The following is an 18629-nucleotide window of genomic DNA, read 5'->3' as shown; positions in this document are numbered from 1 at the left end:
ACCGATGACGGACGAACAGGGGGAACCATGCAGGGGTGGGGTCGCAGGACGCACGGTGCACGGCGAACAGGGCGCGAGACGCTCGGACGCCTGTTGAGCGGAGACACGGAACGGGGCGACGTCCCGGGCTGGGTGCTCATCACCTTGATGACGGCCGGCCTCGTCATCGCGTTGTGGGCGGTCGCCGGGCCGGCGCTGACTCAGGCCTTCAGCAACGCGATCTCGAGCGTGGGCGCGCCCTGAGGTGGCGCACGGTGATGCTCCCGGCACGACGTCCGACGCTCCCGAGCGCGGATCAGCGGTCGTCGACTTCGCCCTCGTCTCCGTCCTGGTGCTCGCGCTGTTCCTCGGCGTCGTCCAGGTGGCGCTCGCGGTCCACGTGCGGGCGACGCTGGTGGACTGTGCCGCCGAGGGCGCTCGGGTCGCCGGCCGCGCCGACCGCGACCCGCAGGACGGGGCCGCCCGGACGCGCGAGCTGATCACGGCTGCGCTCTCGCAGCGGTACGCGCAGGACGTCGTGGCGCGGCAGACGGTCGTCGACGGCCTCCCGGTCGTCGAGGTCACGGTCGCGGCGCCGCTCCCCGTGGTGGGCCTTCTCGGTCCCGCGGGTGTGCTGACCGTCGACGGGCACGCGCTCGAGGAGGCGCCGTGATCCGTCGGCCTCGGGTGCTGCTCGCGCGGCTCACCGGGGCCGGGGAGCGGCCGGAGCGGGGGAGTGCGGTCGTGGAGTTCCTGGGCGTGGCGCTCGTGCTGCTGTTGCCGGTGATGTACCTCGTACTGACGGCCGGGCGGCTCCAGGCGGCCACGTTCGCGGTCGAGGGCGCCTCGCGGGAGGCTGCTCGGGCGTTCGTCACCGCGCCGTCTGCGGACGACGGCGCGCGGCTCGCCGAGGCGGCCGTCAGGCTCGCGCTCGACGACCAGGGCTTTCGGCCCGGTGCCGACGCGCTGACGATCTCGTGCTCCGCCACGCCCTGTCTCGAGCCCGGTGCCGAGGTGGTCGCGCGGGTGAAGTTCGAGGTGCCCCTGCCCCTCGTCCCGTCGTTCGTCCGTGCGGCGGTGCCTCTCGCGGTCCCGGTCGAGGCGCGGCACGTGGCGTCCGTCGACGAGTACGCAGCGAGGCGGCCGTGACGCGCGCGAGTCGCGCCGCGTCGCGGCGAAGGGTTCCGTCGGGCGGGTCGGAGGAAGGCCGGATCATGCTCCTCACCACGGCTTTCGTCGTGTTCGCGCTGCTGCTGGTCACGGTCGTGGTGAGCGCGACGCAGGTGCACCTCGAGCGAAAGCGGCTGTACGCGCTCGCGGACGCGCTCGCCCTCACCGCAGCCGACTCGATGGCGCCCGAGTCGTTCTACACGGGCGGAGCGACCGCACCGGTCAACAACGGCGTCCTGACCCTCACGGATTCCTCGATCCGATCGGACGTCCAGGACTACCTCGCGCGGAATCCTGGGGCGCTCGACGGCTTGCACGACGTCGTCGTGACCGAGGCGTCGACCGCGGACGGGCGCACCGCGACGGTGAGTCTGTCCGCGCGGGCGCGACCCGCGATGATCAGCTGGGTGACCCAGGCGTGGAGTGATGGCATCATCGTGCGTGCAGAGTCACGTGCCAGAGCGTGGTGAGCACCTGTTGCTGTTCGACGACGAGCATCCAGGAAGGGACGGTTCGCAACGACGCGTGAGCATGCTCCCGCGCCTTTGTTTACTTTCTTAACTTTGGATGGCCACTTCTGGTTGGGACCTGTCAAAACCCCAGGTTCGCCGCTATGGTGATCCGGTCCGACAACAACTCCAACGATGGAGAGCTACAACATGAACGCACGAGCAACGAAGAAGCTCGTCGCCGGGGGTGCCCTCGGTGCGATGCTCATCGGCACGGTCGCCCTCGCGTCCGCTGCCTCCGCAGACCAGGTGGGCGACGACCAGGGTGTCGACGTCTCGGTCGAGATCGAGTCGAACGTCGAGCCGGGCAACCTCGCCCTCTCGGTCGCCTCGAACGCGACCACGCTCACCGAGCAGGACTCGACCGTCGCTGGCACCCGTGAGTTCACGGGCGCCCTCCCCAACGTCACGGTCACCGACACGCGCACCGAGGTCCCTGACGGGGCGTTCTGGTACGTGGTCGGTGTCGCTGAGGACTTCACGGGCGACGCGGGCACCATCGGGGCGGAGAACCTCGGCTGGGCGCCGTCGCTGGTCAGCGAGAGCGAGAGCGGCCTCGTCGAGGCGGGCGAGGGCGTCGACCCCGAGCTCGAGGGTGGCGTCGGCCTCGTCGAGCAGGACCTGCTCGTCTCGGCCTACGACTCGGCAGAGGTCAACCCGGAGGGCTCGTGGACCGCGTCCGCAGGCCTCACGCTCCGCACCGCCGAGGACGTCGCCGCGGGCGCCTACTCCTCGACGATCACGCTCTCCCTCTTCGAGGACTGAGCACCCGGTCCTCGAGAACTGACGGCCGGCCGCGGTCGGCCGTCGACCGAGCAGTCCACGGCGGGCCGCTCCACTCGTCCGACATGAGTCGGATCGGGTGGGCGGCCCGCCGTCGTACGGAGAGAGCACCTGCGTGAACCCTGCATCACACCTGAGCCATGGACCGCGTCGCCTGGTCCGCTGGGTCGCCGCGGCCGGAGCGGCGCTCGTCGCGGCGCTCGCGCCCGCGCTGCCGGCGGGCGCGGCGTCCGGCGGCGTCCTGCCGCTCGACACCGAGGACGTCATCACCTGGGGCGTCAAGCCCGCCGACGAGAACGGCCCGGACGGGCGCTCCCGCGTCGAGCTGGTGCTCGACCCCGGGGCGTCGGCGTCCGAGCATCTCGCCGTGTCGAACTTCAGCGACGTTCCCGTGACCTTCTCGATCCAGGCTGCTGACGGGTACATCAACCCCAAGGGCCGGTTCAACATGCTGCCGTCCGACCGGGAGTCGACGGGAGCCGGGACCTGGATCGAGGTCCAGGACTCGGTCGAGGTGGCGCCCGACGCGACGGTCGTCGTGCCGTTCACCGTGTCCGTGCCGGACAACGCCACACCCGGGGACCACGTCGCCGGCATCGCTGCAACGATGACGAGCACCGACGCGGGCGAGGGCGGGACGAGCGTCGGCGTGGAGAGCCGCGTCGGCTTCCGCGTCTCGACGCGGGTCACGGGAGAGGTGCAGCCGCTCCTCGCCGTCGAGAACGTGAAGGCGTCCTACGCGCCGTCGTGGAACCCGTTCGCGGCGGGCGACCTGACGGTCTCCTATGACGTCGCGAACGACGGCAACGTGCGTCTCGGCGCCGAGGGTGACGTCGCGACGACCGGCTTCTTCGGTGCGTTCTCCACCGACCGCTCGGCCGCGGCCGTCCCCGAGGTCCTGCCCGGGGGCTCGCAGCGCTCTCGCGTCGAGACGTCGAGCGTGTGGCCGCTCGGCCCGGTCCGCTCGACGATCACGGTGACGCCGACGACGGTGGACGACGACCAGGTCGACGCCCCGCTCGAGCCGGTCACCGTCACCGTGACGACCTGGGCCGTCCCGTGGCCGCAGCTCCTGCTGATCGCGATCGTCGTGGTCCTGATCGTCGGGGTCCGCGACGACCGCCGTCGCCGGCGCCAGCGCCTGGAGGCCATGCTCGCCAGGGCGCGCGACGAGGGGCGCCAGCAGGCGGCCGGGGGCGAGCCCGCGCCGTCGGGCACGGGGTCGCCCGCCGCGAAGCGCGAGCCGAAGGGCTGACCGCCGCCGCGCCGTCGGGCACGGGCCTCCCCGCCCGACGGCGCGGAGCGCGCGCGGTGTCGCGTAACCTTGAACCTCGTGGCCACCATCGACTTTCCGACCGAGATCAAGGCGCTGCGCAGCACGCTCGAGTCCATCGAGAGCGTGAGCGACCCGGAGGTGCTGCGTGCGAAGATCGTGGACCTCTCGGAGAAGGCGTCGGCCCCCGACCTGTGGGACGACCCGGACGCTGCGCAGAAGGTGACGTCGGCCCTGTCCGCGGCGCAGTCCGAGCTGGACCGGGTGAAGAAGCTCGGCCAGCGCATCGACGACGTCGAGACCCTGGTCGAGATGGGCCAGGAGATGGAGGACGAGGACACCCTCGTCGAGGCGGAGACCGAGGTCGGGGCGATCCGCAAGGACCTCGACCAGCTCGAGGTCCGCACCCTCCTCGCCGGCGAGTACGACGCCCGCGAGGCCGTCGTGACGATCCGCGCGGGCGCGGGTGGGGTGGACGCGGCCGACTTCGCGGAGATGCTCCTGCGCATGTACCTGCGCTGGGCGGAGCGGCACGGCTACTCGACCACCGTGCTCGACACGTCCTACGCCGAGGAGGCGGGGCTCAAGTCGGCCACGTTCGAGGTGAAGGCGCCCTACGCGTTCGGCCACCTCTCGGTCGAGGCGGGCACGCACCGCCTCGTGCGCATCTCGCCGTTCGACAACCAGGGCCGGCGCCAGACGTCGTTCGCGGCCGTCGAGGTCATCCCGCTCATCGAGCAGACGGACTCGATCGAGATCCCGGAGTCGGAGATCAAGGTCGACGTCTTCCGCTCCTCGGGACCGGGCGGGCAGTCCGTCAACACGACGGACTCCGCGGTGCGCATGACGCACATCCCCACCGGGATCGTCGTGTCGATGCAGAACGAGAAGTCGCAGATCCAGAACCGCGCCGCCGCGCTGCGCGTCCTCCAGTCCCGCCTGCTGCTCGTGCGCCAGGAGGAGGAGAACGCGAAGAAGAAGGAGCTCGCGGGCGACATCAAGGCGAGCTGGGGCGACCAGATGCGCTCCTACGTGCTCCAGCCGTACCAGATGGTCAAGGACCTGCGCACCGAGCACGAGGTCGGCAACCCGTCGGCGGTGTTCGACGGCGACATCGATGACTTCATCGAGGCCGGGATCCGCTGGCGCCGTGGGGCGCAGCAGGAGGCCTGACCCCGCGCGAGCCCACCCGGGCGGTTGATCCGAGCAACGGGTCGATGCGCCCGGGCGCGGCGTGTCCGCCCCGCCGGGCCGGACACGCGTGCCTACCCTCGGGATCGTGCGACGAACCCCGTTCGTCCACGGATCGACCCCCGACCCGAGGAACGTGCCGCTGTGATCCGCTTCGAGAACGTCACCAAGGTCTACGCGCGCGGCGCGAGGCCGGCCGTCGACGACGTGTCGATGGAGGTTCGCCGCGGCGAGTTCGTCTTCCTCGTCGGCGCGTCGGGCTCCGGCAAGTCGACGTGCCTGCACCTCGTCCTGCGCGAGGAGCGCCCGACCAAGGGAAAGGTCTTCGTCGCGGGCCGCGACCTCGGCTCGCTGTCGAGCTGGAACGTGCCCAAGCTGCGGCGCCAGATCGGGGTCGTCTTCCAGGACTTCCGCCTCCTGCCGAACAAGACGGTGTTCGAGAACGTCGCGTTCGCGCTCCAGGTGATCGGCAAGCCGCGGCACACGATCGCGATCACGGTGCCCGAGACGCTGGAGATGGTGGGCCTCGCCGGCAAGGAGAAGCGGCGCCCCCACGAGCTCTCCGGCGGCGAGCAGCAGCGCGTCGCCATCGCGCGTGCGATGGTGAACCGGCCGCCGATCCTGCTCGCCGACGAGCCCACCGGGAACCTCGACCCCACCACGTCGCTCGGGATCATGCGCCTGCTCGACCGCATCAACCGCACCGGGACCACCGTCGTCATGGCGACGCACGACGAGGAGATCGTCAACCAGATGCGGCGCCGGGTCATCGAGCTCGACACCGGCACGCTCGTGCGCGACCAGCCGCACGGTGCCTACGGGGCCCGGGGGCAGGTCATCCCCGACCCGGACCGCGCCGCCCCGGATGCTGCGGCCGGTACCACGACGGGCGTCACGAGCGGTACCGCACCGGAGTCGGCGCCGACGACGACCGTGCCGCGCGCGCAGCCGCCTGCGGCCCGGCCCGCCGCCGAGGAGGAGCCGGCAGAGCCGCCGTCGCGACGCTCGGTGCGTCGCCACGTCGAGGCGACGGCGGGGGAGTGATCGGCGTGCGACTCCAGTTCATCCTCGCGGAGCTCGGCCAGGGCTTGCGGCGCAACGTCTCGATGACCGTCTCGGTGGTGCTCGTGACGTTCGTGTCGCTGACGTTCGTCGGCGCGTCCATGCTGCTCCAGGCGCAGATCGGCAAGCTCAAGGACGACTGGTACGACAAGGTCGAGGTGTCCGTCTTCCTCTGCCCGACCGGCTCGCCGTCGCCGACGTGCGCCGCGGGGGAGGCGACCCCGGACCAGATCGCCGCGCTCGAGGACGTGTTCGAGTCCGAGCTCGCCGACGAGATCCAGACCGTGTACTTCGAGTCCAAGGACGACGCGTTCGCGGCGTTCCAGGAGCGGTACCCGGACGGCTACCTCGGCACCCAGCTCACCGTCGACGACATGCAGGCGTCCTTCCGCCTCAAGCTCACCAACCCGGAGAACTACGAGGTCGTCAACGACGTCGTGACCGGGCGCCCGGGGGTCGAGGTCGTCGAGGACCAGCGCCGCATCTTCGACTCGCTCTTCCTCGCGCTCAACCGCGCGTCGCTCCTCGCCGCCGGCCTCGCCGCGGTCATGCTCCTCGCCGCGGTGCTGCTCATCACGACGACGATCCGGCTGTCGGCGCTGAGCCGACGGCGCGAGACCGGCATCATGCGGCTCGTCGGGGCGTCGAACCTGTTCATCCAGCTCCCGTTCCTCCTCGAGGGGGCGATCGCGGCCGTGCTGGGGGCTCTCCTCGCGGTCGGCGGGCTGTGGGTGGGGGTGAAGTACCTCGTCACCGACTGGTTGTCGCAGTCCGTGACGTGGGTGGCCTACGTCGACGAGTCGGACGTGCTCCGCATCGCGCCCGTCCTCGTCGGCATCGCGTTCCTGCTGGCGGCCGTGTCCTCGGTCGTCACGCTCAACCGGCACACGAGGGTGTGAGATGAAGCGGGACCTCCGCCGCGCGACCGCGGCCCTGATCGCCACGACGATGCTCCTCGTGGGGGGTGTCGCGTCGGCCTCCGCCGACGACATCGACGACCGTCGCGCAGCGGCAGAACGGCGCCAGTCCGAGATCCTCGGCAACCGCGAGCAGCTCCAGTCCGAGCTCGAGGACACGGACGCCGAGCTCGCGCAGGCGGTCGTGGACCTCCAGGCGATCGAGGCGCGACTGCCCGTCGCCCAGGCCGAGCTGGACGCCGCCGAGGCCGAGGTCGAGCGGACCCAGCGCGAGGCGGAGCTGCTCGCGCAGCGGCTCGAGGACGCGCTGGGGCAGGAGGCCGCGATCAGCGCCGAGATCGAGCGTGGCGCGACCGAGGTCGCCGACGCGAAGTCCAGCATCGCGGAGATGGCGCGTCAGGCGTACCGCGGTCAGGGCGACGTCTCGAGCCTCGGCATCGTCACGGGCGCGCAGAGCACCGAGGAGTTCATCGAGGAGTACGCGGTCTCGTCGACGGCGGCGCGCAGCCAGTCCCGGTCTCTCCAGGACCTCCTCGAGGCCGAGTCGGTCGCGCGCAACCGGGAGGCGCGCCTCCAGGCGGTGCGCGAGACGGTGGCCGACCTGAAGAAGCAGGCGGACGAGAACCTCGTCGCCGCGGAGGCGGCACGCAAGGCCGCGGCGGACCGCAAGGCCGAGGTGGAGCAGCTCATCGTCGACCAGCAGGCGAAGAAGGCGACGATCGAGGAGCGCAAGGCCGCGGCCGAGGCGAAGGTCGCCGAGAACGAGGCGGCCCAGCAGTCTCTCCAGCAGGAGATCAAGGGGATCATCGCCGAGCAGGCGGAGCGCGACCGCAAGGCCGCCGAGGAGGAGGCGCGTCGCCAGCAGCAGCAGCAGTCCTCCGGCGGCGGCGGGTCGTCGGGCGGCGGTGGCGGCGGTGGTGGTGGAGGGGGCGGTGGCTCCTCGGCGGGTGGCGACCGGGGCAGCATCTCGAGCTTCCTGTCCTTCCCGACCGCGGTGCCGCACGTGACGTCGAGCTACGGGATGCGGCTGCACCCGATCCTCGGGTACTACCGTCTCCACGCGGGGACCGACCTGCGTGCCTACTGCGGGACCCCGATCATGGCCGCCGGGCCCGGGACGGTCGTCCACGCCCAGTGGCGCAACGGCTTCGGCAACCAGGTGCTGATCAACCACGGCACCGTCGGCGGCAAGAACCTCATGACGAGCTACAACCACCTCACGCGCTTCGCGGTGTCCTCCGGGCAGAAGGTCGAGAAGGGCAAGGTCATCGGCTACTCCGGCAACACCGGGTTGTCGGGGGCGTGCCACCTCCACTTCGAGGTGTACGTCAACGGGTCCACCATCGATCCGATGTCGGTCCTGGGCTGACCGGCGTCCGCTCGAGCCCGCCGCGTCGCACGCTCCGACCTGACCCGCGCCCTCAGGAGGCGGGGGATAATCGGTACCGGGCGTGGTCGGGCACCCGTACTCTGGTGCGCCGGCACGACGACGGCTCCTGGCACCGAGCGGCGGGACCGGAGCTCCGGCGCCGCGGGTGACGACACGACAGCGAAGGACGGTAGGACACGGATGGCGAAGGACACCGGCCGCAAGGTCGTCGCCAGCAACCGCAAGGCGCGCCACGACTACGTGATCGAGGACGTGTACGAGGCGGGGATCGTCCTGTCGGGCACCGAGGTCAAGGCGCTACGGATGGGGCGGGCCTCGCTCGTCGACGGCTACGTCGCCGTCGACCGGGGCGAGGCCTGGCTCGAGAACGTCCACATCCCCGAGTACACCGAGGGGACGTGGAACAACCACGCCCCGCGTCGCAAGCGCAAGCTGCTCCTGCACAAGGAGGAGATCCTGCGCCTCGAGTCCAAGACGCGCGAGAAGGGCCACACGATCGTGCCCCTCGCGCTCTACTTCCTCGACGGCCGGGCCAAGGTCGAGATCGCGCTCGCCCGCGGCAAGAAGGAGTACGACAAGCGGCAGGCCCTGCGCGAGAAGCAGGACAACCGCGAGGCGCAGCGAGCGATGCGGCAGCGCGAGCTGCGCTGACCCCGGGCGCCTCCGGGCCGACGACGGTCCACCCGCTGGTGACGTCGCCTCCCTCGACGTACGGTCGAGGGCGAGACGACGACCGCGAACCAGGAGGCCCCATGGTCAAGCTCCGTCAGTACATCCCGCGCCTCGCTGCGGGCGCGTACATCCTCAACTCCGGCCTGAACAAGCGCGGCGCCGACGAGGCGACCGCGCAGGGGATCCACGGCATGGCGGCGGGGACGTACTCGTTCCTGGGAGACGTCGAGCCGAGGCAGTTCACCAAGGCGCTCTCGACCACGGAGATCGCGCTCGGCGCGGCGCTCGTCGCCCCGTTCGTCCCCACCGGGGTCGTGGCCGTGGGCCTGGGCGTGTTCTCGGCCGGGCTCGTGGGCATGTACCTGAAGACCCCGGGCATGACGCGCGAGGACGGCGTGCGCCCGACCGAGCAGGGCACGGGGCTCGCGAAGGACGTGTTCCTCCTCGGGATCGCGGGCGGTCTGCTCGTGGACGCCCTGAGCCGCAAGAAGTAGTAGCCGGCGTCGCGAGCCGGGCCGCGTCCGGGAGGTGCGGAAATAACGGTGCGGCGACCGACGTTCATCCCGTAGGCTTGTCCTGCTGAGCGAGGACCGGGTCCGCCCGGGAGCCGCGCAGTGATTGACAACTCCACAGGGGGTGATCGGTTTCGACGGTGGTCGTGCTTCGAGGAGAAGCGGGCCGAGGATGCAGGCTTATCTCGTAAACGATGTCTGCAAAACACAGGTGCCGATAACAAGCGCACCGACTTCGCCCTCGCCGCCTGAGCGAGCCCCGAAGTCCGTCAGCCCGAGCTAGCTCTCGACTCGGATCCTGGCGTCATCTAGAGAGCCACTGCTCGCAGTCCTCGTCACCGGGGCTGCGGGGACTTTCAGGTGACTGAGCCCGTCCGCATCTTGTCTGCGTGAGTGCGGGGGCCGAGAAAAACGACAGCAGACTGCGCCCGGAGAAGTCCTCGATCGGCGTCACCGGACCGGGGTTCGATTCCCCGCACCTCCACCCCTGCGGCAACGGCCCGCACCCCTCGAGGGTGCGGGCCGTTGCGGTCTGCGGCGGCGTGTGCCCCCTGCTCTTCCGTCACCACCCGTGCTGAGCCCAGGCGGCGGCCGCCTCCTCGCCGTCGAGCCACTCGACCCGCAGCCGTCGTCCCCGCACGACGAGGCCGTCGTCGTCCTCGCGGGGGAGCGGTGGCGCCTCGGGGTCGTCGCTGTACAGGTCTTCCGCCAACGCCGGGTCGGCGCCGTCCAGGTGGGCGCGCCACTGGACGCGCGGCTCGGGGTTCACGTGCCGCGGGAAGGCGTACGGACCGACGGTGTCCCAGTGCGTGCACACGCGCGTCACGAGGTGCCCGACCGGCCGGGGCTCGCCGTCGTCCGCATCGTGCCAGAGGCGCGCGACGCGCCCGGTCGACGGGGTCTCGGCGAGCGTGGGGTCAGTCATGGGTGGACGCCCCGACGAGCGGCCCGCGGCTCGCGGCGGGAGCGTCGGGGCCGTCGTCGGGCCCCGGGCGGTCGGCGTCCTCCGGCGGCGTGCCGCCGTCCTGGGCTCGCCGCCGGAACCGGCGCAGGACCCAGCGCACGACGAGCAGCAGCGCTCCGGCGACCACGAGCCACGGGAGCAGGGCACCGAGGACGACGACCAGCCCGTTGAGCGTGGCGAGCAGCGCGTTCCAGCCGTTCTGCAGGCCCCCGAGGAAGCCGCCGGGGGCTAGCTGCTCGGCCGGCGCGACCTGGACGAGCGTGACGTGCAGGGTCGACATCGAGACCTGGTCCGTGAGCGCCGCGCGTTGCGACTGGAGCGACTCCAGCTCGGCCTGACGCGTCGTCAGCTCCTGCTCCGCGGCGAGCAGGTCCGCGGTCGTGGCGGCGTCGCCCATGAGCGTGCGCAGCCGTTCGACGGACGTCGTCAGGGCGTCGACGCGGGCGTCGAGGTCGCGCGCGGTCCCCGTCACGTCGACCGCCTCGATCGACAGGTCGCGGACCTCGCCCACCTGGTCGAGCGCGTCGACGGTGGCGGTCGTCTGCGTCGACGGCACCCGGATCGTCAGTTCCGCGGACGCGCGCCCGTCGCCCTCGGGCTCCGACTGCCGTCGGCTCTCGACGCGGCCGCCCGCGCTCTCCGCGAGGTCGGCGACCGCGTCGGCCGCGACCGCCGGATCGTCGGCCACGACCGTGACCGACCCCGTGGTGATGATCTCCCGCTCCGCCGCGGCGACGGCGTCCTCGTCGCCCGGGGCGATCCCCGAGGACGCGTCCTCGGCGGCGTCCGCGACGCCGCTTTCCGCGACCCCCGAGACGGCGCCACCGGCGTCCCCGGACAGGGACGCCATGTCGCCCGAGGACGCGGAGCAGCCTGCCAGCAGTGCGCCGCCGAGCAGGAGAGTCGCGACGACGGCGAGGGGGCGAGTGGTCCGCATGCTGCGAGAGTAGGGGGCCAAGCGTGCGAACCGGACACCGCGCGCGACATCGTGACCGTCTTGTGAACTGGTCGTGATCCAACCGCAGCGCGGCGCCCGGGACCGTGGACGGCCGTGCGGTCCCGGGCCCCGGCACGGCAGGATGGGCGCGTGCTCGTGTGCTGCGGTCTCGTGACCCTCGACGTCGTCCAGGTCGTCGACGCCCTGCCGCGACCTGACGAGAAGGTCGTCGCGCGGTCCGTCGACGCCACCTTCGGGGGGCCGGCGGCCAACGCCGCGGCGACCGCCGTCGCGCTGGGCGTCCCGACGCGGCTCGTCACCGCCGTCGGGGGCGGGCCGCTCGCGGAGGTCGTGCGTCGCGAGCTCACGGGCTGCGGGATCGAGCTCGTGGACGCCGCGGCCGGGACGGCCGGTGGACGCCTCGCCGTCTCGACCGTGCTCGTCACGCGGGGCACCGGTGAACGGGCCGTCGTGAGCACCAACGCGTCCGGGTTCGACGACCTCGCGGACCGCGCGGCGGCGGGCGGCCCCGGGCTCCTCGACGGCGTCGGACCGGGCGACGTCCTGCTGCTGGACGGGCACCTGCCGGGCCTGGCGCTCGCGGTGGCGCGCGAGGCGCGCGAGCGGGGCGCGGCCGTCGTGCTCGACGGGGGGTCGTGGAAGCCGGGCGCCGCGGAGATGATCGGCTCGTGCGACGCGGTCGTGGTGTCGGCGGACTTCCGGCCGCCGGGGATCGGGTCGGGCGCCGTGCTCGCCGCGGTCGCGGCGCTCGGTCCGCGGTTCGTCGCCCGCACCCGCGGTCCGCGCCCGATCGAGGTGCTCGACGCGGGGGAGCGGTACGACGTCGCGGTGCCCGAGCCGGAGCGCGTCGTCGACACGCTCGGGGCGGGAGACGTGGTCCACGGGGCCTTCGCGGCGGAGGCGGCGCGCGGCGCGTCGTGGCGCGTCGCGCTCGAGCAGGCCGTCGTCGTCGCGTCGCGATCGGTGGAGCACCCGGGCGCGCGGGGCTGGGTCGGCGCGGCGGGCTCGCGCTGACGCCGACGGCCGGGTCGACGGGCCGCCCCGGGACGGGACCCAGGTCCCGTCGCGAGGGCCGATCGGCAACATTTCGGTCACGAAGCCGCGAGGAAGTTGACAGCCACTTAGTAAAGGCAGTCTACTAACAAACATGACAACGGCAGTCACGGGGACCGGAGCACCGAGGAGGCGTCTGAGCACAGGGCTCAGGCCGACCTCGAAGGTGCTGCCCGAGCACGCTCGGGCCCACAACCGGTCCCTCGTGCTGCAGCACCTGTTCCACGAGGGGCCCACCTCGCGCGCCGACCTGGCCCGCGCCACGTCCCTCACCCGCGTGACCATCTCCGACCTCGTCTCGGTGCTCATCGCCGAGGGGCTGGTCGAGGAGCTCGGCGTCCGCCCGGGCCAGCGCGTCGGCAAGCCCGCGATCCTCGTCGGGATGCGCACGAGCGCCTACCAGATCGTGTCGGTGGACCTCACCGACGACGAGGTGCTGCGCGGCGCGGTCCTCACGCTCACCGGCGACTTCGTCGTCCGGCAGAGCCTGGCGGTCGACGGCCGCACCGGGACCGAGCTCGTCGACCTCCTCACGCGCTTCTGCCGTGGCCTCATCGCGTCCGCCACCCAGCCGGTCATCGGCGTGGGGATCGGGTCGCCCGGCGTCGTCGACGCCGAGGGTCGCGTCATCGAGGCGCCCAACCGGCGCTGGTACGACGTCCCGCTCGCCGCGCAGCTCACCGAGCGGCTCGGCCTCGCGGTCCACGTGGCCAACGACGCGAACATCGCTGCGCTCGGCGAGTTCACGTTCGGCGGCGCGGCCGGCGACGGCCTGCTCGTCCTTACCGTGGGCGAGGGCGTGGGCGCCGGGATCATGGTCGACGGCGCACGAGTGCGCGGGCACGCGGACGCGGCCGGCGAGCTGGGTCACGTGACCGTCGTCGACGACGGCGAGCCGTGCGCCTGCGGGCGCCGCGGCTGCCTGGAGACCGTCCTGTCCGTGCCGGCGCTGCGCCGCGCGGTGGACGGGCTCGACACCGAGGCTTCCGACGCCGTCCTGGCGTCGGTGGGCAGGACGCTGGGCATCGCTCTGGCACCTGTCGTCAGTGCGCTCAACCTCGCGGAGGTGCTCGTCAGCGGTCCTGCGGACCTGCTCGACGGGCCTCTGCGCGAGGCGGCGTTCGAGACCATCCGCTCGCGCACGATGCCGGTCATCGGCAGCGGGCTCCAGGTGCGGATGGCCACGCTCGACGAAGACGTCGTCCTTGCCGGGGCAGCCGTCCTCGTCCTGTCCGGACAGCTGGGGGTCTCATGAGCCGACGACGCTCGGACTGACCTCCACCGCCCGACCGGGGCCGGGCCCCGACCCAGCCCCTCAGACCTCCTGGGAACCCCAGAGCAGCAACCCCAGGAACGCAGTACCCCTGCACGCGCTCTATTACGCAGGACTCCTGCCACACCTCCGGTGGCGTCATCGACGCCGCCACCAAGAAACACCGAGAGGAAGCACCCAGTGAAGAGGAACCGTCTCGTCGTCGCCTCCGTGGCGTCGACGATCACCCTGGCGCTCGCGCTGACCGCCTGCAGCTCCGACGGCGGGAGCGACGACAACGGCTCGGGCGAGGCCGCGACCGGCGACATCCGCGTCTGGCTCAACGGCTCGGACACGCCGGACACCGCACGTGACTACCTCAAGACCACGTTCGAGGAGGAGAACCCGGGCAGCACCCTCACGATCGAGGAGCAGTCCTGGACCGGCCTCGTCGACAAGCTCACCACCTCGCTCGCCGGGTCCGACAGCCCGGACATCGTCGAGGTCGGCAACACGCAGTCCCCGGCGTTCACGTCCGCGGGCTACTTCCGCGAGATCACGGCGGAGGAGTTCGAGTCCCTGGGCGGCGACGACCTGCTCCCCGGCTTCGTGGAGGCCGGTGACTGGGACGGCAAGCACTACGCCCTGCCCTACTACGCGGGTTCGCGTGCGGTGTTCTACACGCCGCAGGTGACCGGCGGCGCGGAGGTCCCCGCGACGCTCGACGACTACGTCGCGAGCGCCAAGGCGATGACCACGGACACGGTCTCGGGCGTGTACTGGCCGGGCCAGGACTGGTACAACGCGCTCCCGTTCGTGTGGGAGAACGGCGGCTTCATCGCCGAGCAGAACGACTCGGGTGAGTGGGAGGCCGGCTTCTCGAGCGAGGGTGGCCTCGCCGGCCTCGCGCAGGTCCAGGACCTCATGACCAACGCGTCGCACGCGCCGAAGGACGGTCAGGAGACCGACCTCCAGGTGCCGTTCTGCGAGGGCAAGGTCGGGTACGTCTCGGCCCCGACCTGGATCGCCGGCACGATCAAGTCCCCGCAGGCGCCGGAGGACCCGGACGCGACGCCTGGCTGCGTCGAGACGTACGGCTCCGACCTGGCGGCGTTCCCGCTGCCCGGCAAGACCGCGGGCGAGCCGGCGGCCGTCTTCGCCGGTGGCTCGAACATCGCCGTCGCGCAGAAGTCGAACAACCCCGAGCTCGCGTACAAGGCGTTCGAGATCATGATGAGCGACGAGTACCAGACGATCCTCGCTCAGGCGAACATGATCCCGGCGAAGAAGTCCCTCGCGGGCGAGGTTCCGCAGGAGGACCCGATCGCTCAGGCCGGTGTCGCGGCCGCGCAGAACGCGCGCCTCACCCCGCCGTCGCCCAAGTGGGCCGACGTCGAGGCGCAGAACATCCTCCAGAGCGCGTTCGTCAAGATCGCGAACGGTGACGACGTGAAGACCGTCGCCGAGGAGCTCGACGCGAAGATCGAGGAGATCCTCAACAGCTGAGCCCGTCCGGTGGTGCCCGGCGCAGGACGTCGGGCACCGCCGGAGGCTCGAGCCGTCAGGGGTGGGGCCTCCTTCCTGAGGAGTCCCCGCCCCTTCCCATGACGGGCCGTCGGCACGTCCCCTGCGCACCACCGCGCAACCCTGACGGAGTGAGGAAATGAGCTCAACCACCCTCGAACCCCGTACCGAGCGCTCTGGCGCAGCGGTGCGGCCCCCCAAGAAGCGGCGTCCGCCGATCCTTCCCTGGACGCTCCTCGTCCCCAGCCTCGTCGTGCTGGGAGTGCTTGTCGGATACCCCATCATCCGGCTCGTCATCATGTCGTTCCAGGAGTACGAGCGCGCCCAGCTGATGGGGCAGCCCGCCGAGTGGGTCGGCTTCGACAACTACGTCCAGGTCCTCACCGACGTGGACGGGTTCTGGACCGTGCTGCTCCGCAGCTTCCTCTTCATGGTGGTCTGCGTCGTCCTCACCATGGTCCTCGGCACGCTCGTCGCGCTGCTCATGATGCGCCTCGGCAAGGGCTTCCGCATGCTCGTCTCGGTGGGCCTGCTCCTCGCGTGGGCCATGCCGGCGCTCGCCGTGACGATCGTCTGGGGGTGGATCTTCGACTCGGAGTACGGCGTCGTGAACAACCTCCTCACGACGATCACGGGGAACAACTGGATGGGTCACTCGTGGCTCATCAACCCGCTGCTGTTCTTCACCGTCGCGACGATCATCATCGTCTGGGGAGGCGTGCCGTTCGTCGCCTTCACGATGTACGCGGGCCTGACGCAGATCCCGGGCGAGGTCCTGGAGGCCGCCCAGCTCGACGGGGCGGGGCCGGTCAAGCGCTTCCGGCTCATCATGGTCCCCTACGTCCGCAGCATCATCACCGTGCTGATCGTGCTCTCGATCATCTGGGACCTGCGGGTCTTCACGCAGATCTACGCCCTCCAGACCGTCGGCGGGGTCCGCGAGCAGACGAACACGATCGGCGTGTACATCTACCAGACGGGCATGGCCCAGGGGCACTACGGCGTTGCCGGTGCGATCTCCGTGATCTTCGTGTTCATCATGCTCGCCATCTCGTTCTACTACGTGCGCCAGACGGTCCGGGAGGAAGAACTGTGAGCACCATCTCGACTGCGACCGCACCGTCCGTGCGGCACGCTTCCGGCGCCTCGCGCACCGCTCCTCGGTCGAGCCGTGAGACCCGGAACAAGAAGCTGGCGAACGTGGTCTACGCCGTGCTCGCCATCATCGTGTTCGTCGCGTCGGTCTTCCCGGTGTACTGGATGGTCAACACGTCGTTCCTGCCCTCGAGCCTCATCCGTGGCAGCGAGCTGCACTTCGTCCCGACGCCGGACACCTTCACCCTGGCGAACTACAACAGCGCGATCTTCAGCAAGGACCGCGCCGCGTTCCTGCCGGCGCTCGGCAACTCGCTGACCGTCACGCTGTTCACGCTCATCATCGCGATGATCCTGGGCTTCCTGGCCTCGCTCGCGGTGACGCGCTTCCGCTTCAAGGGTCGGCGCGCCTTCATCCTCGCGGTCCTCGTCGTCCAGATGATCCCGGGCGAGGCCATGATGATCTCGATCTTCCGGATCATCGACAGCTGGCACATGCTCAACACGATCGTCGGCCTCGGGATCGTCTACGTCTCCGGAGTCCTGCCCTTCACGATCTGGACCCTGCGAGGATTCGTCAACGGTGTCCCCGCCGAGCTCGAGGAAGCGGCGATGATCGACGGCTGCTCGCGCGGCAAGGCGTTCTGGAAGATCACCTTCCCGCTCCTCGCTCCGGGCCTCGTCGCGACGGGCGTCTTCGCCTTCATCCAGGCCTGGAACGAGTTCGTCATGGCGCTGATCATCATGTCGCGTCCCGAGTCGATGACTCTGCCGGTGTGGCTGCGGACGTTCCTCCAGGCGACCCAGGCGACCAACTGGGGCGCGGTCATGGCGGGGTCGGTGCTCATCGCGATCCCGGTCGTGGTCTTCTTCCTCATCGTCCAGGGTCGGATGACCGGTGGCCTCGTCTCGGGTGCGGTGAAGGGCTGACGTGAGCGACCTGAGCACGGCCGCCTCGCTGAACGGCGAGGCGGCCGCAGCCCTGGCCGGCGCCCCCGGTCCCGGTGGCACGCCGCGGTGCGACTCCGCGGCGACCGGGAACGCGGTCGGTCTCGACATCGGCGGGACCAAGGTGCTCGCCGCCTTCCTCGGACCCGACGGCGTGGCGCGGGAGACCCTGCGCCTGCCGACCGTGCGCGGCCCGCAGGGCGTGGTGTCCAGCGCGGCCCGCGCGGTCCGGGAGGTGGTGCGTCGCGCCGGCGTCGAGCTCGCCGAGGTCGACGGCGTCGGCGTCGGCGTGCCGGGCCTGGTGGACCCCGAGGACGGCTCCGTCATGCACGCCGTCAACCTCGGCATCGAGGGCGGGCGCTTCGCGCTGGCGGAGGCGCTCTCGGCGGAGCTCGGCGGCCTTTCGGTCCAGGTCGACAACGACCTCAACGTCGCCGCGCTCGGTGCCTCGCACCTGCGTGGGGACGACGGGTCGGACCTCGCCTTCCTCGCGCTGGGCACCGGTCTGGCCGCCGGGATCGTGCTCGGTGGCGAGCTGCGTCGAGGCGTGAGCGGCGCGGCGGGCGAGATCGGGCACATCCCGATCGACCCGCGCGGCCCCGAGTGCGCGTGCGGCCAGCGCGGGTGCGTCGAGGTCTACGCCTCGGGCTCCGCCGTGTCCGCCCGGTGGCCGTCGCGCCACGGCCGGCCCGCGCCCGCGGAGCTCTTCGACGCGGCCGCGGCGGGCGACCCGGAGGCGATCCGGATCAAGGACGAGTTCGCGTCCGCCGTGGCCTCCGCGGTGCGGATCCTCGAGCTGACGGTCGACGTCCGGCACGTCGTCCTCGGTGGCGGTGTGTCCGCCCTGGGGCAGCCGCTCCTCGACGCCGTGCGCGCCGCGCTCGACGCGCAGTCGAGCACTTCCCCGTTCCTGTCCTCGTTGCGTCTCGCCGAGCGGGTCTCGCTCGCTCCGGCGGACGTGCCCGTCGCCGCGGTGGGTGCTGCCCTCGTCGGCCGTCGAAAGGTGAAGTGATGGAGGTCGTGATCGCTCCTGCGGAGCGGTTGGCGGTGCTGGCTGCGGACGCGGTCGAGAAGGTGGTGCGGTCGCGGCCTCAGGCGGTGCTGGGGCTGGCGACGGGCTCGTCGCCGTTGCGGGTGTACGACGAGCTGGTGCGGCGCCACCGTGAGGACGGGTTGTCGTTCGCGGGGGTGCGGGCGTTCATGCTCGACGAGTACGTGGGTCTGCCCGTGGAGCATCCGGAGCGGTACCGGAACGTGATCGAGACCGAGATCGCCTCGCGGGTGGACTTCGCCCCGGGCGCGGTCCAGGGTCCGGACGGCAACGCCGAGGACCTGGTCGCGGCGTGCGCGGCGTACGAGGAGTCGATCGCGGGGGCG

20 protein-coding genes, 1 other RNA gene and 1 pseudogene are annotated in these 18629 nt (G+C 71.5%); 20 read left to right on the top strand and 2 right to left on the bottom strand.

The window, feature by feature from the left end; translation table 11 throughout:
* Positions 1–27: 27 nt before the first annotated feature.
* The 13 genes and pseudogenes from AC6CH9_RS20435 (at position 28) to ssrA (ending at position 9945) form a co-directional block, all read left to right on the top strand.
* Positions 28–243, top strand: coding sequence for a hypothetical protein (locus tag AC6CH9_RS20435; protein ID WP_498156556.1), 216 nt, complete (start codon positions 28–30; stop codon positions 241–243).
* 1 nt (position 244) lies between these two features.
* The gene (locus tag AC6CH9_RS20430) at positions 245–652 is read left to right on the top strand and encodes a TadE/TadG family type IV pilus assembly protein (protein ID WP_498156536.1); all 408 of its coding nucleotides are present in this window, start codon (positions 245–247) and stop codon (positions 650–652) included.
* Positions 649–1128 (top strand): pilus assembly protein, encoded by a 480-nt coding sequence (locus tag AC6CH9_RS20425; RefSeq protein WP_498156535.1) that lies wholly within the window; start codon positions 649–651, stop codon positions 1126–1128. Before AC6CH9_RS20430 ends, AC6CH9_RS20425 begins: the two co-directional genes overlap by 4 nt.
* Positions 1129–1193: 65 nt before the next feature.
* Complete coding sequence (locus AC6CH9_RS20420; RefSeq protein ID WP_498156534.1) at positions 1194–1619, top strand: pilus assembly protein TadG-related protein; 426 nt, start codon at positions 1194–1196, stop codon at positions 1617–1619.
* A gap of 189 nt (positions 1620–1808) precedes the next feature.
* On the top strand, positions 1809–2423 hold the full coding sequence (locus tag AC6CH9_RS20415; protein ID WP_498156533.1) for a hypothetical protein: 615 nt from the start codon (positions 1809–1811) through the stop codon (positions 2421–2423).
* Between the two features lie 133 nt (positions 2424–2556).
* Entirely contained in the window at positions 2557–3696 is a 1140-nt protein-coding gene (locus AC6CH9_RS20410) for a hypothetical protein (protein ID WP_498156532.1), read from the top strand.
* Between the two features lie 78 nt (positions 3697–3774).
* Positions 3775–4887 (top strand): peptide chain release factor 2, encoded by a 1113-nt coding sequence (gene prfB / locus AC6CH9_RS20405; protein WP_498156531.1) that lies wholly within the window; start codon positions 3775–3777, stop codon positions 4885–4887.
* Positions 4888–5049: 162 nt separating this feature from the next.
* A pseudogene (ftsE, locus tag AC6CH9_RS20400) lies at positions 5050–5730 on the top strand (cell division ATP-binding protein FtsE); the annotation flags it as partial.
* Between the two features lie 224 nt (positions 5731–5954).
* A complete protein-coding gene (ftsX, locus tag AC6CH9_RS20395) occupies positions 5955–6866 on the top strand; it encodes a permease-like cell division protein FtsX (protein ID WP_047234060.1) in 912 nt (303 codons plus the stop codon).
* A 1-nt stretch (position 6867) separates the two neighbouring features.
* A complete protein-coding gene (locus AC6CH9_RS20390) occupies positions 6868–8253 on the top strand; it encodes a peptidoglycan DD-metalloendopeptidase family protein (RefSeq protein WP_498156530.1) in 1386 nt (461 codons plus the stop codon).
* A 201-nt stretch (positions 8254–8454) separates the two neighbouring features.
* Positions 8455–8925, top strand: coding sequence for an SsrA-binding protein SmpB (smpB, locus tag AC6CH9_RS20385; RefSeq protein ID WP_047234045.1), 471 nt, complete (start codon positions 8455–8457; stop codon positions 8923–8925).
* A gap of 101 nt (positions 8926–9026) precedes the next feature.
* Positions 9027–9440: a hypothetical protein gene (locus AC6CH9_RS20380; protein WP_498156529.1), complete on the top strand. Its 414-nt coding sequence runs from the start codon at positions 9027–9029 to the stop codon at positions 9438–9440.
* Between the two features lie 138 nt (positions 9441–9578).
* Positions 9579–9945, top strand: a transfer-messenger RNA (tmRNA) gene (ssrA, locus tag AC6CH9_RS20375).
* Between the two features lie 75 nt (positions 9946–10020).
* Here ssrA and AC6CH9_RS20370 read toward each other — a convergent pair.
* Positions 10021–10383: a hypothetical protein gene (locus AC6CH9_RS20370; RefSeq protein ID WP_498156528.1), complete on the bottom strand. Its 363-nt coding sequence runs from the start codon at positions 10381–10383 to the stop codon at positions 10021–10023.
* Positions 10376–11359 carry a DUF4349 domain-containing protein gene (locus AC6CH9_RS20365; protein WP_498156527.1) on the bottom strand — a complete coding sequence of 328 codons (984 nt, stop codon included), beginning with the start codon at positions 11357–11359 and terminating at the stop codon, positions 10376–10378. Before AC6CH9_RS20365 ends, AC6CH9_RS20370 begins: the two co-directional genes overlap by 8 nt.
* Positions 11360–11473: 114 nt before the next feature.
* On the opposite strand from AC6CH9_RS20365, the gene AC6CH9_RS20360 reads away from it, so the two are divergent.
* The 7 genes from AC6CH9_RS20360 to AC6CH9_RS20330 form a co-directional block, all read left to right on the top strand.
* Complete coding sequence (locus tag AC6CH9_RS20360) at positions 11474–12394, top strand: PfkB family carbohydrate kinase (protein WP_498156526.1); 921 nt, start codon at positions 11474–11476, stop codon at positions 12392–12394.
* 133 nt (positions 12395–12527) lie between these two features.
* Positions 12528–13688 carry an ROK family transcriptional regulator gene (locus tag AC6CH9_RS20355; RefSeq protein ID WP_082141568.1) on the top strand — a complete coding sequence of 387 codons (1161 nt, stop codon included), beginning with the start codon at positions 12528–12530 and terminating at the stop codon, positions 13686–13688.
* Positions 13689–13886: 198 nt separating this feature from the next.
* Positions 13887–15191 carry an extracellular solute-binding protein gene (locus AC6CH9_RS20350; protein WP_498156525.1) on the top strand — a complete coding sequence of 435 codons (1305 nt, stop codon included), beginning with the start codon at positions 13887–13889 and terminating at the stop codon, positions 15189–15191.
* A gap of 157 nt (positions 15192–15348) precedes the next feature.
* Entirely contained in the window at positions 15349–16305 is a 957-nt protein-coding gene (locus AC6CH9_RS20345) for a carbohydrate ABC transporter permease (RefSeq protein ID WP_498156524.1), read from the top strand.
* Between the two features lie 5 nt (positions 16306–16310).
* The gene (locus AC6CH9_RS20340) at positions 16311–17234 is read left to right on the top strand and encodes a carbohydrate ABC transporter permease (RefSeq protein ID WP_498156555.1); all 924 of its coding nucleotides are present in this window, start codon (positions 16311–16313) and stop codon (positions 17232–17234) included.
* A gap of 1 nt (position 17235) precedes the next feature.
* Positions 17236–18264, top strand: coding sequence for an ROK family protein (locus tag AC6CH9_RS20335; RefSeq protein WP_498156523.1), 1029 nt, complete (start codon positions 17236–17238; stop codon positions 18262–18264).
* Positions 18264–18629, top strand: a 366-nt coding sequence (locus AC6CH9_RS20330; RefSeq protein ID WP_498156522.1) for a 6-phosphogluconolactonase, incomplete at its 3' end; no start/stop codon positions are given. The genes AC6CH9_RS20335 and AC6CH9_RS20330, both read left to right, overlap by 1 nt.

It is taken from the genome of Cellulosimicrobium sp. GQ32 (assembly GCF_059758455.1).
This window is presented reverse-complemented; position numbering and strand designations above follow the sequence as displayed.

Excerpts from the sequence above, each read along its gene's own strand:
- AC6CH9_RS20435 (WP_498156556.1), top strand. The coding sequence starts at position 28 with ATGCAGGGGTGGGGTCGCAGGACGCACGGTGCACGGCGAACAGGGCGC.
- AC6CH9_RS20420 (WP_498156534.1), top strand. The coding sequence starts at position 1,194 with ATGCTCCTCACCACGGCTTTCGTCGTGTTCGCGCTGCTGCTGGTCACG.
- AC6CH9_RS20415 (WP_498156533.1), top strand. The coding sequence starts at position 1,809 with ATGAACGCACGAGCAACGAAGAAGCTCGTCGCCGGGGGTGCCCTCGGT.
- AC6CH9_RS20390 (WP_498156530.1), top strand. The coding sequence starts at position 6,868 with ATGAAGCGGGACCTCCGCCGCGCGACCGCGGCCCTGATCGCCACGACG.
- smpB (WP_047234045.1), top strand. The coding sequence starts at position 8,455 with ATGGCGAAGGACACCGGCCGCAAGGTCGTCGCCAGCAACCGCAAGGCG.
- AC6CH9_RS20380 (WP_498156529.1), top strand. The coding sequence starts at position 9,027 with ATGGTCAAGCTCCGTCAGTACATCCCGCGCCTCGCTGCGGGCGCGTAC.
- AC6CH9_RS20370 (WP_498156528.1), bottom strand. The coding sequence starts at position 10,383 with ATGACTGACCCCACGCTCGCCGAGACCCCGTCGACCGGGCGCGTCGCG.
- AC6CH9_RS20365 (WP_498156527.1), bottom strand. The coding sequence starts at position 11,359 with ATGCGGACCACTCGCCCCCTCGCCGTCGTCGCGACTCTCCTGCTCGGC.
- AC6CH9_RS20355 (WP_082141568.1), top strand. The coding sequence starts at position 12,528 with ATGACAACGGCAGTCACGGGGACCGGAGCACCGAGGAGGCGTCTGAGC.
- AC6CH9_RS20345 (WP_498156524.1), top strand. The coding sequence starts at position 15,349 with ATGAGCTCAACCACCCTCGAACCCCGTACCGAGCGCTCTGGCGCAGCG.